Origin of the sequence: Candidatus Ponderosibacter sp. Uisw_141_02 (assembly GCF_048087665.1) — a bacterium.
Classification (GTDB): Bacteria; Pseudomonadota; Alphaproteobacteria; order Puniceispirillales; family Puniceispirillaceae; genus UBA3439.
Genome location: NZ_CP159807.1, coordinates 424,054 through 439,364 on the forward strand (window position 1 = coordinate 424,054; position 15,311 = coordinate 439,364).

The window sequence follows — 15,311 nt, forward strand, 5'->3', positions numbered from 1 at the left end:
GCCAGCCAATTTTTTCATCAATCGGGGGCAGGCAATCGGGCAGGCAATCAGATAAGCGTTTTGGCAAAGGCCGGTTTACTGTTAACAATTGACAGACCATAAGGCGAAAACAGATTTTGACGCCGCTTCACGGGAGAAAGTTTATGGAAATGTGCAGTTTTGGTGATCTATCCGGACCATTTATTCCGCCTGCACGTGGCGGCCAACCTAGCAGCCTGATTGTTCTTCTTCATGGTTGGGGCGCTGATGGCAATGATCTTGCCGATCTGGCCTATCCGATTTCGGTTCGGTTTCCTGGGGCGGCCTTTTTCGTGCCAAATGGGCCAGCACCTTGCAAGATGAATCCCGCAGGGCGCGAATGGTTTGATATTGATGATCGGGTGAATGGGCCGGTTGTCGCAGCACCGGTTATTGACGTCGCAATAACGGCGGCGCTTGACGGATTGAACCTGTCAGCATCGGCATTGGCATTGGCCGGATTTTCGCAAGGCGGCATGATGAGTCTCCATTGTGGGTTACGCCATGCCGCACCCCCAGCGGCCATTGTCAGTTTTTCTGGCGCGCTTTTGCGGCATGATGATCTTGCTGATGGCGTGAATTACCCACCGGTTCTGTTGGTTCATGGTACCGATGATCAAATTGTGCCCTTTGCGCTGCAAAGCGCGTCATATGATGTGATGCAAAGCCGGTCAATTGTGGTTGAAACCGTGGCCTGTGACGGGCTTGGTCACGGCATTGATCCCGATGGCCTATCCGCAGCGATTGCATTTCTGGCGAAATATCTACCAGCTTAAGCCAAGCGTCTGATTTCGAGAGTCTTTGTGATTGTGATCGCCAATACCTAGTGGCTATTTGAATATTCCTGTCCATATCTTGATTCCAGAGGGTTGTTTTTCAATCGCTGGCATGTTTTGCTTGGCAGGCGTCATGGAAAGACTTCGAAAAGACAATTTGTCTTTAGACAGGGAGACATGAATGAATGCAGGCAGTTTCGCACCAGCTTTGGTTTTGAACGCAGATTTTCGGCCGTTGAATTATTTTCCGCTATCCTTGTGGTCGTGGCAGGACTCGATCAAGGCTGTCTGTCTTAATCGGGTGACCATCATTTCGGAATATGACCAAAAAATCTCGTCGCCAAGCATGGAGATGAGCCTGCCATCGGTCATTGCGCTGAAGGAATATGTGCCGCAAAAACGCAACCCTGCCTTTACCCGTTTTAACGTTTTTCTGCGTGACCGCTTTTCCTGCCAATATTGCGGCACTGGCTTTTCGGCGGCTGATTTAACCTTTGATCATGTCGTGCCGCGCTCGAAAGGTGGGCGAACCAATTGGACAAATGTGGTTGCGGCCTGCGGTTCATGCAATTTGCGCAAGGGCAATTTGCTGCCTAGCCAGTGCAATATGCATCCCTTGTCGAAACCGGCAGCGCCGAATGTTTGGCAATTGCAGGAAAATGGTCGCGCTTTTCCGCCAAATTATCTTCATAAATCATGGCGTGACTATCTTTATTGGGATAGCGAATTGCAAAGTGATGAATAATCTGGCCTTTTAACAGCTAAACAATGTTATCGTGGCCAAGGCTGGCCAGATTTTACGGGCTGAATTTTTTTGGGCTAACTTTTCCGGGCTAGATTTTTTCGGCAATTTTAATGGCGGTGCGGCATCCGGTCTGGATGACATCATGAAGCAATTTATAATGCCGTGCTTCGCGCCCTTTATAATCAACAGCAATATCGCGATGTTCCAGTTCTTCATCACGAAACCGTTCGATTTTTGTTCTTAATTCAGCTTCATCTTCACCAAGATTTTCGGCCTGTTTCTGGTAATGTTCGCCAATCACCTCTTCGACCGCAATTGTGCAGGCCATTGCCGCCTTTGGCCCCATTGCTGCGGTCACTACGCCAAGCGCAAATCCAGCAGCGCCCCAAAGTGGGTCGAGCAAAGATGGCCGAACCCGACGTTCATTGATCAGCGAGTCAAAGGTTTCCAGGTGTTCAACCTCTTGCGCCATCATATGGCGGATTTCTTCGCCCATCGGATGTTTGTCTAGCACCACCAACTGCCCACGGTAAATTTGCTGGGCGGCGCGTTCACCAGCATGGTCAACACGGATATAGCGTTCGATATCTTGCCGGTTTGTTGTGGTTTTTGCCGTTGTCATGAAAAAGCCTTTGCCGGACAGGAACAGGATTGGATCAAATACGTCTTGACGAGATAAGTGCCGCGGCAATAATGTCAAGACTGATCAGCGCGTTCCATCCTGCCATTGATAGGCCGAAAAGCGACCATGCCACATCGTCGCACCGCACCAACGGCGTTTCAAGAAGCAGCTGCGTCATTGCCGAAATGTCACCATCAAGCGAAAGATTGGCCGTGCAGCCGTTTGGCCCCGCCCAGAATCCCCACTCTATGCCAGCATGATAACCGCCAAGCACCGCACTGATTGTTCCGCTGATAAAGATCAGCTGTAGCATCAGGCGGGGCATAATGCCGCGAAGGCCGATAAAGGCCAGAATCATCACCGCCAGATGAGGCCAACGTTGCCAGATACAAAGGCTGCAAGGTGCCAAACCACCAACATATTGAAATAATAAGGCGCCGCCAAGCAAGCCAGTGGAAATGCCGCCAGCGATCATCAGGCCAAGCCGATAGCCAATCAGAGGAATGATAGGTTTGTTCATCGCGTCATCCCTATTGCAATGGCAAATAAACAGACAAGCGCCGTCACCAGCAAGATCACTATCATAGGGTTTCCATTGTGTCTTGCAATAGCAGCGATAATTGCAAATCGCAAACCACGGCCAATGATCGAAGTCAGAACAAAAGGTACAAGAGCAAAACCGCCAAGGCCGGCGCTCACCGCAATAACCTTGTAAGGAAGCGGTGAAAAAGCGCCAAGAAACACCAGAAAAATGCCAAATTCGGCAAAGCCGGTTTCAACCGCGGCAAAGGCGGCTGGTGCGGCAAGCTTGGTCGGCAGAACAGCCAGCCAATCGTGAATATGAAGGCTGAAAAAACGGCCAATCACCCAGCCGCCAACCCCGCCAATAACCGATGCGATTGCGCAGCCAATGGCCAATTGCCGCCAACGGGTGGGGCGGGCCAGCACCGTCGCAACAAGCAATGGATCGACCGGAACAGGAATAATGATCGATTCTAGAACGGCAAAAACATACATTGCGCGTACCGCTAATTTGGTCGCAGCAGCGCGAATTAGGAAATCATATTGTTGCTTTAAAAATCGCCAAACTGGCATCGGTCACCATAAATCAGACCTTGGGACTTGTTCGCCTTTTGCAAAAGACTTTAAGGTCACTATCCCAAAAATAATCCTTGTTGGTACGGCTGAAGGGACTTGAACCCCCACTCTGTCACCAGAAGCGGATTTTGAATCCGCCGCGTCTACCATTCCGCCACAGCCGCACTTTCCAACAGGAGAACAGTTCCTACCCAAATTATTCAGCCGATGCAAGCCTCTGTGATACTGCATTTGCCAGTTTTTCCATCGAATGATCGCGAATACCGCATTCCTTCATGCCTGCAACCGTGTCAAACAGGTAATCATGGCAAGGACCGTTAAATCCGATTGCCGTCGCCACTGTCGTGATCAGATCTTCAAACGGCATTGGCGGCGCATAGGCCGGACGCTGCGGATTGGCAACAAAGGCAAGCCCGCGCTTGATTCCATCATCGGTGTGAAGCCGCAGCCAGCGTGCATTATAGGCAAGCGTCATCATTTCGCGGCGCCATAACAGATCAAGTTCGGCAATCGCGGTATCGGGCTGTAATTTGAAGCCAACACCAACACATGATCCACCTCGATCAAGCGACAGCACAAGCCCCGGACATTCTGGCGAGCCGCGACCAATCTGAGTCCATAAACAAAACCGCCGGTGATAGCCGTGAATGCGGGCAATCAGGCGCTGTTCATGGGCGATGATTGGGTTGTAAATAAGGCTTCCATAGCCAAACACCCATAAATCGCGGCAATCGGTATCATCGGGGATCATGGCGCGCCGTGATGCAAGAAGCTGGTCTTCGCTTGCAATGGACGTATTGCTGCCATCACGTTCGCGTGCCAGCGTGGCAACGCGCCAGCTTTGCAGGGATTCACGAGTGATATGGCTGGGCTTTGACTTGCTTGTCATGCCCCGCCAACAGATCCATCAGCCTCATCGTCGCTGGCATGACGGATCACGCGTTGCGGATAAGGAATTGAAACATTATGTGCCGCCATTGCGCCTTTTAGCTGGCGATGCAGATCATAGCCAAGATCAAAGAAATCATCATAGGTGGCATGCACACGAAGCCGCACAATGATCGCCGAGTCTGCATAGCTGACAACCAGAAAGCGCGGTTCTGGATCGGGCAGAATACGCGGATCTGTCGCAAGGCTCATCAAGGCCGCTTCGGCATCATCCAGATTGCTTTCATAGGCAATGCCGATATCAAGATCGAGACGCCGTGTTCGATAGCGTGAATGATTGACAATATTGGATGACCAGATCGACGAATTGGGAACGCTGATATAAACCTTGTCAAACGTGTCGATCACCGTGGTGAAAAGTCCGATTTCGCGAACGATGCCTGACATACCAGCCGTTTCAATCCAGTCGCCAAGTTTAAATGGCCGCAAAAATACTAGCATCAATCCGGCGGCTACATTTGACAAAGTGCCTTGAAGCGCAAGGCCGATGGCAAGGCCAGCCGCACCAAGAACCGCAATGATGGATGTGGTTTCAACGCCAAATTTACCAAGCGCCACAACCAAAGTTAGGATCATGCCAGCATAACGAATAAGGGCGCCAATCATTGGCATAATGGTTTTGTCGATTCGATCAATTTTAGAAATTGAGTCAACGACAAGGCGGCTGGCGCGACCGGCTAGCCAAAATCCGATGATAATGGTCAAAATGCCAGCTAGAATCTTCGTGGCAAATCCAAGCATCAAATCGGCGCCGGGCTGATTTAACAAATCCACGGAGAACAAACTATTGGTGATGGTTTCCATATTCTGTCTGTCACAATCAATCACGGTTAAAAGCAAGACGGATATAGCAGGTGCCATAACGCCGGTCTTTACCAGCTGTTTTTGGCGCCCGATCATTTGCCGCGATCTTATCAAATGCGCCAGGTGATGTAAAAGTATTCTATTGGGTAGAACCGAATGATTCAAAATGACGCAAACGCGATTGGCTTAATTGGTAAAAAACCTGTTTGGGATTGCCGCTTTTTTTGATCAGAGATTGATATTGAGTGGCGTTAGGCGATATAGTGCCGCGCTATGAAAAACCAACAGACAAACATGGTTGAGATGATTGATTGGGCCGTTGGCGATGCGCCGCTGGCTGGCACTGTTTTTGCTGGCGAGGGGCTGGCGGCGGCAATCGGTAATTTTGACGGTGTCCATCGCGGGCATCAAAAGGTTGTTGCCGCTGCGGTCGCCGCGGCGCGGCGCGATGGCCTGCTGCCGTCGGTCATTACCTTTGATCCGCATCCACGCGAGTTTTTCCGTCAGGATGAGGCGCCATTCCATCTTGCCGACCGCCGCGAAAAAGACCGGCTTTTGGCGGGTTTGCTTGGCCAGATGGGGCCAGCTCGCGTCATTCATATCCGGTTTGATGATGCGTTACGAAGCACGGGTGCCGATCAATTTGTATCTAACATTCTTGCCGGTCTTGGCGTTCGCCAGCTTTATGCCGGCACTGATTTTGCCTTCGGCAAGGGGCGGGGCGGGGATTTGCAGACAATCAATCAGGTTGGTAAACCTTCGGGCATCAGCGCAACAGCGGTGCCGTTGCTTGTTGATGCAAATATGGCGGTTATTTCCTCAAGCCGTATCCGTGCTGCCTTGCAGGCAGGCGCACCGGATGCCGCCGCGGCGATGCTTGGCCATGATTGGGCGGTGACCGGTACCGTCATCAGGGGCGACTCCCGTGGGCGCACCATCGGCTTTCCAACCGCCAATATCGCACTTGGATCGTTACAGCATCCCGCTTTTGGGGTCTATGCGGTTGAAATTGATCTTGACGATGGCGCAGGTCTCGTTCGCCAGATTGGCAATGGTGTTGCCAATATCGGCATCAGACCAACCGTGCAAAATCGCGGCGTTTTATGCGAGGCTCATTTGTTTGACCGTGATATGGATCTTTATGACAAGCGTTTATTGGTGCGGCTAAAGGCCTTTTTGCGACCTGAACAGAAATTTTCTGGTATTGAAGAATTGATCAATCAGATTTCTTTAGATGCCGAAGCCGCACGCCAGCTTTTACCGCCATTCGCCCTTGGTCAGCAATGACCCTGCCTTTTTTAACAAGCCTTTTCTTCGAGATAGTAGATCGAGCCAATCATGAATTACAAAGATACAGTTTTCCTGCCACGAACAGATTTTCCGATGCGAGGCGGTTTGCCGACAAAAGAACCGCAAATTCTGCAAAATTGGCAGGATATTGATATCTATAAAAAGCTTCGAGAGGCACGCAAAGACGCGCCGCGTTTCACCCTTCATGATGGCCCGCCTTATGCCAATGGCCAGCTTCACATCGGCCATGCGCTGAATAAAATTCTAAAAGATGTGGTCAACCGGTCACAATCAATGCTTGGGAAAAATGCCAATTATGTTCCGGGCTGGGATTGTCACGGATTGCCAATCGAATGGAAAATCGAAGAGCAATACCGGAAAAAGGGCAAGGATAAAGACGTTGTTCCGGTTGCTGAATTCCGCCAAGAATGCCGCGATTTTGCCGCGCATTGGTTAGGCGTGCAATCCGAAGAATTCCAGCGTCTTGGCGTTCTTGGCGATTGGCAGAACCCCTACACGACAATGGCCTATGCTGCCGAGGCAAAAATTGCTGAAGAGCTTGGGCGCATCTTGATGGATGGCAGCCTGTATCGCGGTGCCAAGCCGGTGATGTGGTCACCTGTTGAAAAAACCGCGCTTGCCGAAGCCGAAATCGAATATGAAGATCACACATCAACGACAATCTATGCCCGTTTTCCGGTTACCCAAGCGGCGCATGCCGCTTTAGAGGGTGCCAGCGTCATCATCTGGACAACCACCCCATGGACGATGCCGGCCAACCGTGCCGTCGCCTATGGCGATGATATCAGCTATCAGGTGACCGAAGTGCTTGCCGCAAATGATGGCGCGCTATGCAGCAAGGGTGATTTTGTGGTGATTGCCGATGATCTTGCCGATTCCGTTATTAGTGCGATTGGTGTCAGCGAAACCAAGATTCGCGCGCATATGATGGGTCGTGAAATGGCAGGGTCGGTCGCCGCCCATCCAATGGCGGGGCATGGCTATGATTTTGACGTGCCGCTTTTGGCAGGAAGCCATGTGACCACCGAACAAGGCACCGGTTTTGTGCATATCGCGCCCGGACATGGTGTGGAAGATTACGAGCTTGCCCATCTCAAACATGGCATTGCGGTTCCTGATACGGTTGGCGAAGATGGCGTTATCTTGCCGCATTTGCCGGTTTTCGGCGGTATGCATGTGCTTCGTGACAATGCCAAAATTGCCGAAATCATGGCCGAGCATAAAGGCGTGATCGGCATTGGCAAATTGGTGCATTCCTATCCACATTCATGGCGGTCAAAAGCCCCGCTGATTTACCGCAATACGGCGCAATGGTTTGTCTCGATGGAATCACATGGTTTGCGCGATATCGCGCTTGGTGAGTTGGCCAAGACAAAATTCTATCCGGCTGCTGGCCAAAAACGGTTAACCTCGATGATTGCCCAACGCCCTGATTGGTGCCTTAGCCGCCAGCGTGCATGGGGTGTGCCATTGACGATTTTCGCCCATAAACAAACTGGTGAGCCGCTTCGTGATCCGGCTGTTCATGCGCGGATTGTTGAGGCGATGAAGGCCGAAGGTGCCGATTGCTGGTTCATGTCTGAAGCATCGCGCTTTCTTGGCGATGATTATAACCCTGATGATTACGAAAAAATTACCGATATTCTGGATGTCTGGTTTGATTCAGGATCGACACATTCATTTGTTCTGGAAGACCGTGATGATCTTGAAAGCCCTGCTGATCTCTATCTTGAAGGGTCGGATCAGCACCGTGGCTGGTTCCATTCATCATTGCTGCAATCTTGTGCAACCCGCGCAAGAGCGCCCTACAAGGCCGTTCTGACACATGGTTTCGTGTTGGATGAGCAGGGCCGCAAAATGTCGAAATCACTTGGCAATGTGGTAACGCCGCAAAAGGTGATGGAACAGAATGGTGCCGATATTTTGCGCCTCTGGGTGGTTAGTTCTGATTATTACAATGATCTCCGGATTGGCGCTGAAATCATCAAGCGCACAACTGATAATTACCGCCGTTTCCGCAATACACTTCGCTACCTTCTTGGTGCGCTAGACGGGTTTGACGCTGGTGAAAAGCTTGGCTATGCCGATATGCCCGAGCTGGAAAAATGGGTTCTTCACCGCTTGGCATCAATTGACGCTGCCATTCGTGAGATGACCGAAACCTATGATTTCCACGGTATTTTTTCCGAGCTTCATCAGTTTTGTAACAGTGACCTTTCGGCATTTTATTTCGAAATTCGTAAAGATACGCTATATTGCGACAATCCGGATGCAACCGCACGTCGTGCCTGCCGCACGGTGATGGATGAGGTCTTTAACCGGCTAACCGCATGGCTTGCGCCGATTTTATGTTTTACCGCTGAAGAAGCATGGCAGTCACGTCACGCTGATCTTAATCAGTCGGTGCATTTGCGGAGCTATGATCCGGTGCCAGCCGATTGGCATAATGACGCTGTTGCTGCAAAATGGGCGCAGATCAGAAAAGCCCGTCAAGTGGTGATGAGCGCGCTTGAAACGGCGCGTAATGATGGCAAGATCGGGGCGTCATTACAGGCAACGCCAATGGTGTATATCTCGGCTGATATGCAAGCTGCCTTTGCCGGTCAGGATGCGGCGAGTTTGTTTATCACCTCAAGCGCGACGCTTAGCAGCGATGCCGCACCAGACGGTGCCTTCCGGCTTGACGCAATTGATGATGTTGCCGTTGTCGTTGCTGTTGCCGATGGTGAAAAATGCGCACGTTGTTGGAAAATCACCCCTGAAGTCAGCGCCGATGTTTATATTTGCAGCCGGTGTCAAGATGTGGTTTCGGCGCAATCATGACCATGGGCTCGCCGACTCAAAAATGGCCAGGGCTGTCTTTATTCTTGCCGGTATTTTGTGCGGTGCTTACCGCTGATCAGATTAGCAAGCAGATTATGCTTGATTTGGTTTTCAATCCGCCGCGCTATATCGAAATTGGCTTGCTGTTAAATATCGTTCCGGTATGGAATAGCGGCATGAGTTTTGGCATGCTTGCCGATGGCGGCCTTGCGGTTCGCATTGGCTTGACCGTTCTGGCCTTTGCGGTGAGTGGCTGGTTTGTTTGGATGTTGCCAAAACTTGACCGGTTGCAGCGGCTTGCTGGTGCGGCAATTGCCGGTGGAGCGATTGGAAATGCAATTGATCGGTTGCGTTTTGGACGGGTTGTTGATTTTATAGACTTTCATATTGGCGCGTGGCATTGGCCCGCATTTAATGTTGCTGATGCAGCGATTACGATTGGCGCGGGGCTTTGGGCCTATAGCATTTTGTTTGGACAGGAGACAAACGAGACATGACCACACAAGTGAAGACCAAACCAGTGATGGCCAGACAAGTGATGGCCAGACGGGTGATGATGCTTGGTATGACCGTCGTGCTGACAGCCGGACTGTCTGCCTGTTCTGATTTTCGCCGTGCGATTGGCGAAGGCAAATCAGCACCAGATGAGTTTCAAGTTGTGGTGCGCGCGCCTTTGTCGCTTCCACCCGGATTTGGTGATAGCCCCGAAGATATTGTGAAATCGGCGCAAAACAGTGAGGTGACTGCACAGGCCAGCACGGCAAATTTGCTTGGCTCGCAAACAGTTGAAGGGTCTGAATTTTTGGGTTTGTTTGATTTTTCCGGCATTCCTGATGATATCCGCACCAAGGTCGATGAAGAAACCTATGGCATTCAGTTGGAAAAGCGGTTGCCATTGCAAACGCTGTTTGGCGGTGTTCCTGATGTGGGGCCGGTTCTCGATAAAATGGCCGAAGATTTGCGGCTTCGCAAAGCGCGTCTTGCCGGTCAATCGCCAACCAAAGGCGGCACCAAGGCCATTGATCCAGCAAGCGATCAACCGCTTACCGTCAATTAGACCGCCGTTATGGCCGTTATCCGCCAACTTCCCGACCGGTTGATTAACCAGATCGCGGCTGGCGAGGTCGTTGAAAGACCGGCAAGTGCGCTGAAAGAACTTGTCGAAAATGCGCTTGATGCGGGGGCGCAACAGATTAGCATCACCCTTCGGCGCGGCGGTATTGACGAAATCACCGTTATTGATGATGGCAGCGGCATGACGCCAGATGATATGGCGCTAGCGATTGAACGCCATGCCACGTCGAAATTGCCTGATGATTCGCTTGATCACATTCATTCATTGGGGTTTCGCGGCGAGGCGTTGCCGTCAATTGGCGCTGTTTCGCGGCTATCTTTGACCTCGATCACTGCTGGTTTTGATCATGCGTGGCGGCTTGTTGTTGATGGCGGTATTGTCTCTGGCCCTGAACCGGCCGCCCTTGCCAAAGGGTCGATGATTTCAGTTACCCAGCTTTTCAAGGTCTTTCCTGCCCGTCTGAAATTTCTGAAAACCGAGCGCACTGAACAGGGGCAATGCGCCGATATCGTGCGGCGGCTTGGCATGGCATGGCCCGAAGTTGGGTTTCATCTGACCGCAGATGACCGTCTTTTGCTGGATTTACCCGCCTGTTTGCCAGGCCAAAGCGGGTTGCAGGCACGAATTGGCACGATTATGGGACAGGGATTTGCCGCTGACGCGGTCGTGCTTGACGCAGTGCGCGATGACATCCGGCTCACCGGGCTTGTCGGTCTGCCGACAATGAACCGGCCGACAACGGCGAATATCTTTCTATTCGTGAATGGCCGTCCAATCCATGATCGCGCACTTTTGGGGGCGATTAGGGCGGGTTATGGCGATACATTGCCGCGTGGCCGTCACCCGATGGCTGTTTTGTTTCTTGAAGTGCCAACATCTGCGGTTGATGTGAATGTCCATCCGGCAAAGGCCGAAGTGCGGTTCAAAGATGCCGCCGCGGTTCGCAGTCTTTTGGTTGGTGGGTTAATGGCGCGGCTTCGTGATGGCAGCATTAACGCCAGCAGCGCAGGCGGTACTGCGGCAATTGGTAAATTTTCAACCGCGCCGGATCGGGTGTCAGAAAACGACTTTGCACCAGCGGGTAATACGCTATCCAGCGGTGCGCAACGCTCCTATCTAGCCCCACCATCACGCCAGAAAATGGCCTTTGCCCATGCTTTTTACCGACCCGATCAACTGCCGCTACGTGGTTTGCTTGGTGATGATGCGGCACCAGCGGCGCGAATGGCATCTGACAGCGAGGCCGAACAGCACAACGACCAGCGTCATCATCTTCTTGGCGCGGCCAAGGCGCAGCTGCATAAAACATATATCATTGCTGAAACCGAAGATGGGCTGACGATTATTGACCAGCATGCGGCGCATGAACGTCTTGTGATGGAACGGATGAAAACCGCGCTTGCCGAAAGCGGTGTTGCGTCACAAAACCTGCTTTTGCCCGAGGTTGTCACGCTTGCTGATCATCATGCTGCGGCGGTTATCGAGGCGGCTGATATGCTGGAAACAATTGGGCTGGTGATCGAAGGATTTGGCGCCGGTGCGGTGGTTGTGCGGGCAGTGCCAGCGCTTCTCGGCACGCCCGATGTCAAACAGCTTGTTGCTGATATTGCTGAAGAACTTGTTGAACTTTGCGGCAGTACCAGTCTCGAAGACCGGATCAATCATGTTTTGGCAACCGTGTCCTGCCATGGCTCGGTTCGTGCTGGCCGTCCGCTGAACGCAAGCGAGATGAATGCGCTTCTTCGCGATATGGAAATAACCCCGCGATCGGGGCAATGTAATCATGGTCGGCCAACTTGGGTGAAATTATCACTTGCCGATATCGAACGGTTATTTGGCCGAAGCTAGGCGGCGGTTACGGCTTTTGATAGCTCAGGATATTCAGCAAGGCCTTGCCATAATTACGCTGGTCAATCGGCGTCAGGCCAGCGGCCAAAGCGTCGCTATCCAATATTTCGGTTTTGGCGGTTTCGATGATGATTACCGCCGCGTCACCAAGCGCGCCAATTTTGGCCAAAGCGTTAATCGCCAAAAGGCCGCCCCCGGTTTGATACGGCGCATCGACAAAAACAAGATTGGCTGGTGCCGCCCGCCAATGCACCAAATTTGTTGCATCAGCGGCCAAAACGGCGGCCGCGGATTGAAACCGAAGCTTGGCAATATTCGCCCGCAAAACCACAAGGGCGGCCGCGTCATTTTCAATAAAGCTGGCAAAGGCGGCACCGCGCGAAATGGCTTCTAGCCCAAGCGCGCCGGTGCCAGCAAAAACATCAATCACTTGACTATCAGCCAAAAGTCCCTGAAACCGGCCAGCTTGCAGAATATTGAACAGGGATTCGCGAACCCGATCAGCCGTTGGCCGGGTTTTAACGGCGTCCAGTTTTGTGAGGATTGCCCCGCGACGGCTTCCCGCTATGATTCTCATGTCTGCCTCGCGTCGCGCCTGATTTATGCGCTGGCTTATTAATCGAAAGCGTTGGTTTTTCGCTGGCTTCTAAAGTGCCATCGCCAAGCCCAAGCTGATCGGCAAGCACCCGCGCTTTGACTTGTTCAATCGCGCCATCTTCAAGATCGCCAAGCTGGAATGGTCCGTAGGAAATGCGGATCAGGCGGCTGACCTTATGGCCGAGATATTCCATGATACGGCGAATCTCGCGGTTCTTGCCTTCACGGATGGCAACTGTAAGCCATGCATTACTTGCCATTTGCCGGTCAAGCTTTGCGATCACTTGCCCATAGCGGATGCCGTCAATAGTAACACCATCGGCAAGCGCGGCAAGCTGGGACTCATTGATCTGGCCTTGCGCGCGAACCCGATATTTGCGGCTCCAACCGGTTGAAGGCAGTTCCAGATGGCGGGCAAGATCACCATCATTTGTCATCAACAATAGACCTTCGGAATCAAGATCAAGGCGGCCAACCGTCATCAGGCGCGGCAAATCTTGGGGCAGATGGTCAAAAATTGTTTCGCGGTTTTGCTCGTCACGATCACTGACCACCAGACCGCGTGGTTTGTAATAGCGCCATAATCCGGCAGGTTCACGTCCGGGCAAGGGTTTGCCATCAATGGTGATTTTGTCACGCGCACCAACATTCAGCGCGGGGCTGGAAATCACCTCACCATTGACGGTGACGCGCCCATCAATAATCCGTGCTTCGGCTTCGCGGCGCGAACAAATGCCGGCGCGGGCAATGCGTTTGGCAATGCGTTCGGACACGGCCTGCTGGTCTAATGTAAAGCTTTGTTTTGTCATCTGCTTGGATGTAGCCGGAAATCTGCGCCTTGGCAAATGCCAATCACTGATGACGGCTATTTCTACTTGGTAAAGCCGGTCATCTATGTCACCAAGGAAGGCATGAAAATGAAAGGTCATATGGATAAGGTTCTGGCGGTGGCGGCGGCGGCGGCCAAGGCTGGCGAAGTGCCGGTTGCTGCCGCGATCACTGATGCTAAGGGCGATTTGATTGCGCTTGCGGAAAATCGAATGGTTCGGGATGGTAACGCGCTTCATCATGCCGAAATTCTGGCAATTGAGGCGGCCATGGCCGCCACTGGCCAGTCGCGCCTTGATGGTTATGATTTATGGGTTTCGCTTGAGCCTTGTACGATGTGCGCTGGTGCCATCGCGCATGCCAGATTGCGGCGGGTCTATTTTGCCGCGCATGATGAAAAGGCAGGCGCGGTTGAATCGGGCGTCCGATTTTTTGACAATCCGTCCTGTCATCACCGGCCCGAGATTTATGGTGGCATTGGCGCGGCTGAAGCCCGCGCGATGCTTCAAGCGTTTTTCGCCGAACGCCGCTAGGTCTTGGCGATATCGCTTCGGTAGAATCCGCCTTGCCAATCAATTTTGGTAACGCCAGCATAGGCATTGCGCCGCGCTGTTTTGGCATCATCACCAAGCGCGGTAACGGCCAAAACCCGCCCGCCAACAGCAATCAAATCGCCATTGTCAGCAAGCGCGGTTCCCGCATGAAAAACATTGCAATCAGGCACGGTTTCAGCGGCGTCAATCGCGCGGATGACGCTGCCTTTTTCATAGCTTCCAGGATAGCCCTTGTTGGCCATCACGACAGTCACCGCCGCGCGGGGATCCCAGCGCATATCAAAATGATGCAGGCTGGCATTGGTTGTTGCCAGCATGGCGCTGACAAGATCAGTTCTCAGGCGGGGCAGGATCACCTGTGCTTCGGGGTCACCAAAGCGACAGTTGAATTCGATGACCTGCGGGCCGTCTTTGGTAAGCATAAGCCCGACATACAGCACGCCGCGATAGGGCGTGCCTTCGGCGGCCATGCCGCGCACCACGGGTCCCACCACCTCTTGCATCACCTGATCTTCAAGCGCCTTATCAAGGCGCGGCGCTGGTGAAATGGCACCCATGCCGCCGGTATTCGGCCCTTCATCATTATCATAGGCGCGTTTGTGATCTTGGGCGGTTGCCATTAAAATTGCCGAATCACCATCAAGAAGCGCGAAAAGTGACGCTTCGGGGCCGCTAATGCGCTGTTCGATCACCAGCCGTTTGCCCGATTCACCGAATTGACCATCAAGCATTGATTTTGCCGCGTCTTTGGCGGTTTCGGCATCATCGGCAACCACCACGCCTTTGCCAGCGGCAAGCCCATCGGCCTTAATCACGCAAAAGCCACCAAGCTGGTCAATATGCTGGCAGGCGGTGGCATAATCGCTAACCGGAAAATAGGCTGGCTGCGGAACATTGTGACGCGCACAAAAGGCGCGGGCAAACTCCTTTGACCCTTCAAGCTGGGCGGCGGCGGCGCTGGGGCCAAAGGCGGCTATGCCAAGGCTGGCAAGCCGGTCAGCCAAGCCATCGACAAGCGGCACTTCAGGGCCAATCACCACCAGATCAGCCGATATTTCAACAGCAAGGGCACATAGACCATCAAGATCATCCGCTGCCACTGGCCGCATCTCGCCATAGGGTGCCATGCCCGGATTACCGGGGGCAATGACCAAATTGCTGGTTAATGGCGAATCTGCAAGTGACCAGGCAAGCGCATGTTCGCGCCCCCCGCTGCCAATCAGTAAAATATTCATCGAACAATCCTTTGGTGTTGCGGCGTGGC

At 52.6% G+C, this 15,311-nt stretch carries 16 protein-coding genes and 1 tRNA gene; 8 read left to right on the plus strand and 9 right to left on the minus strand.

Annotated elements, in window-relative coordinates:
- The first annotated feature begins 143 nt into the window (after window positions 1-143).
- Window positions 144-794 (plus strand): alpha/beta hydrolase, encoded by a 651-nt coding sequence (locus tag ABXT40_RS02110; protein WP_443646192.1) that lies wholly within the window; start codon window positions 144-146, stop codon window positions 792-794.
- Between the two features lie 181 nt (window positions 795-975).
- Window positions 976-1,539 (plus strand): HNH endonuclease, encoded by a 564-nt coding sequence (locus ABXT40_RS02115; protein WP_443646193.1) that lies wholly within the window; start codon window positions 976-978, stop codon window positions 1,537-1,539.
- An 88-nt stretch (window positions 1,540-1,627) separates the two neighbouring features.
- Here the strand turns inward: ABXT40_RS02115 and ABXT40_RS02120 are convergent, their stop codons facing one another.
- The 6 genes from ABXT40_RS02120 to ABXT40_RS02145 all read right to left on the minus strand — a co-directional run bounded on the left by ABXT40_RS02120 (window position 1,628) and on the right by ABXT40_RS02145 (window position 5,107).
- The gene (locus ABXT40_RS02120; protein ID WP_443646194.1) at window positions 1,628-2,161 is read right to left on the minus strand and encodes a demethoxyubiquinone hydroxylase family protein; all 534 of its coding nucleotides are present in this window, start codon (window positions 2,159-2,161) and stop codon (window positions 1,628-1,630) included.
- Window positions 2,162-2,195: 34 nt separating this feature from the next.
- Window positions 2,196-2,681, minus strand: a complete 486-nt coding sequence (locus ABXT40_RS02125) for a disulfide bond formation protein B (RefSeq protein ID WP_443646195.1) — start codon at window positions 2,679-2,681, stop codon at window positions 2,196-2,198.
- Window positions 2,678-3,256, minus strand: a complete 579-nt coding sequence (locus ABXT40_RS02130; RefSeq protein WP_443646196.1) for a YqaA family protein — start codon at window positions 3,254-3,256, stop codon at window positions 2,678-2,680. The genes ABXT40_RS02125 and ABXT40_RS02130 overlap by 4 nt, the downstream gene beginning before the upstream one ends.
- An 81-nt stretch (window positions 3,257-3,337) precedes the next feature.
- Window positions 3,338-3,423: transfer RNA gene (locus ABXT40_RS02135), tRNA-Leu, on the minus strand.
- Window positions 3,424-3,455: 32 nt separating this feature from the next.
- On the minus strand, window positions 3,456-4,148 hold the full coding sequence (locus tag ABXT40_RS02140) for a gamma-glutamylcyclotransferase (RefSeq protein ID WP_443646197.1): 693 nt from the start codon (window positions 4,146-4,148) through the stop codon (window positions 3,456-3,458).
- Complete coding sequence (locus tag ABXT40_RS02145) at window positions 4,145-5,107, minus strand: mechanosensitive ion channel family protein (protein ID WP_443646198.1); 963 nt, start codon at window positions 5,105-5,107, stop codon at window positions 4,145-4,147. Before ABXT40_RS02145 ends, ABXT40_RS02140 begins: the two co-directional genes overlap by 4 nt.
- A gap of 177 nt (window positions 5,108-5,284) precedes the next feature.
- On the opposite strand from ABXT40_RS02145, the gene ABXT40_RS02150 reads away from it, so the two are divergent.
- The 5 genes from ABXT40_RS02150 to mutL are packed head-to-tail and all read left to right on the plus strand — an operon-like array spanning window position 5,285 to window position 12,068.
- On the plus strand, window positions 5,285-6,298 hold the full coding sequence (locus ABXT40_RS02150) for a bifunctional riboflavin kinase/FAD synthetase (protein ID WP_443646199.1): 1,014 nt from the start codon (window positions 5,285-5,287) through the stop codon (window positions 6,296-6,298).
- Between the two features lie 51 nt (window positions 6,299-6,349).
- Window positions 6,350-9,145 (plus strand): isoleucine--tRNA ligase, encoded by a 2,796-nt coding sequence (gene ileS, locus ABXT40_RS02155; RefSeq protein WP_443646200.1) that lies wholly within the window; start codon window positions 6,350-6,352, stop codon window positions 9,143-9,145.
- Window positions 9,142-9,642, plus strand: coding sequence for a signal peptidase II (gene lspA, locus ABXT40_RS02160; RefSeq protein ID WP_443646201.1), 501 nt, complete (start codon window positions 9,142-9,144; stop codon window positions 9,640-9,642). Before ileS ends, lspA begins: the two co-directional genes overlap by 4 nt.
- Window positions 9,639-10,202, plus strand: coding sequence for a DUF3035 domain-containing protein (locus ABXT40_RS02165; RefSeq protein ID WP_443646202.1), 564 nt, complete (start codon window positions 9,639-9,641; stop codon window positions 10,200-10,202). The genes lspA and ABXT40_RS02165 overlap by 4 nt, the downstream gene beginning before the upstream one ends.
- Before the next feature lie 9 nt (window positions 10,203-10,211).
- Window positions 10,212-12,068 carry a DNA mismatch repair endonuclease MutL gene (gene mutL, locus ABXT40_RS02170; protein WP_443646203.1) on the plus strand — a complete coding sequence of 619 codons (1,857 nt, stop codon included), beginning with the start codon at window positions 10,212-10,214 and terminating at the stop codon, window positions 12,066-12,068.
- Between the two features lie 7 nt (window positions 12,069-12,075).
- On the opposite strand, the gene rsmD is transcribed toward mutL, so the two are convergent.
- Both rsmD and ABXT40_RS02180 read right to left on the minus strand, forming a co-directional pair.
- Window positions 12,076-12,645: a 16S rRNA (guanine(966)-N(2))-methyltransferase RsmD gene (gene rsmD / locus ABXT40_RS02175; RefSeq protein ID WP_443646204.1), complete on the minus strand. Its 570-nt coding sequence runs from the start codon at window positions 12,643-12,645 to the stop codon at window positions 12,076-12,078.
- Window positions 12,587-13,474 (minus strand): pseudouridine synthase, encoded by an 888-nt coding sequence (locus ABXT40_RS02180; RefSeq protein WP_443646205.1) that lies wholly within the window; start codon window positions 13,472-13,474, stop codon window positions 12,587-12,589. Before ABXT40_RS02180 ends, rsmD begins: the two co-directional genes overlap by 59 nt.
- Before the next feature lie 102 nt (window positions 13,475-13,576).
- Between ABXT40_RS02180 and ABXT40_RS02185 the strand changes: the two genes are divergently transcribed.
- The gene (locus ABXT40_RS02185) at window positions 13,577-14,026 is read left to right on the plus strand and encodes a nucleoside deaminase (RefSeq protein ID WP_443646948.1); all 450 of its coding nucleotides are present in this window, start codon (window positions 13,577-13,579) and stop codon (window positions 14,024-14,026) included.
- On the opposite strand, the gene purD is transcribed toward ABXT40_RS02185, so the two are convergent.
- A complete protein-coding gene (gene purD, locus ABXT40_RS02190; protein ID WP_443646206.1) occupies window positions 14,023-15,282 on the minus strand; it encodes a phosphoribosylamine--glycine ligase in 1,260 nt (419 codons plus the stop codon). The two genes, ABXT40_RS02185 and purD, sit on opposite strands and share 4 nt — an antisense overlap.
- Window positions 15,283-15,311 lie beyond the last annotated feature (29 nt).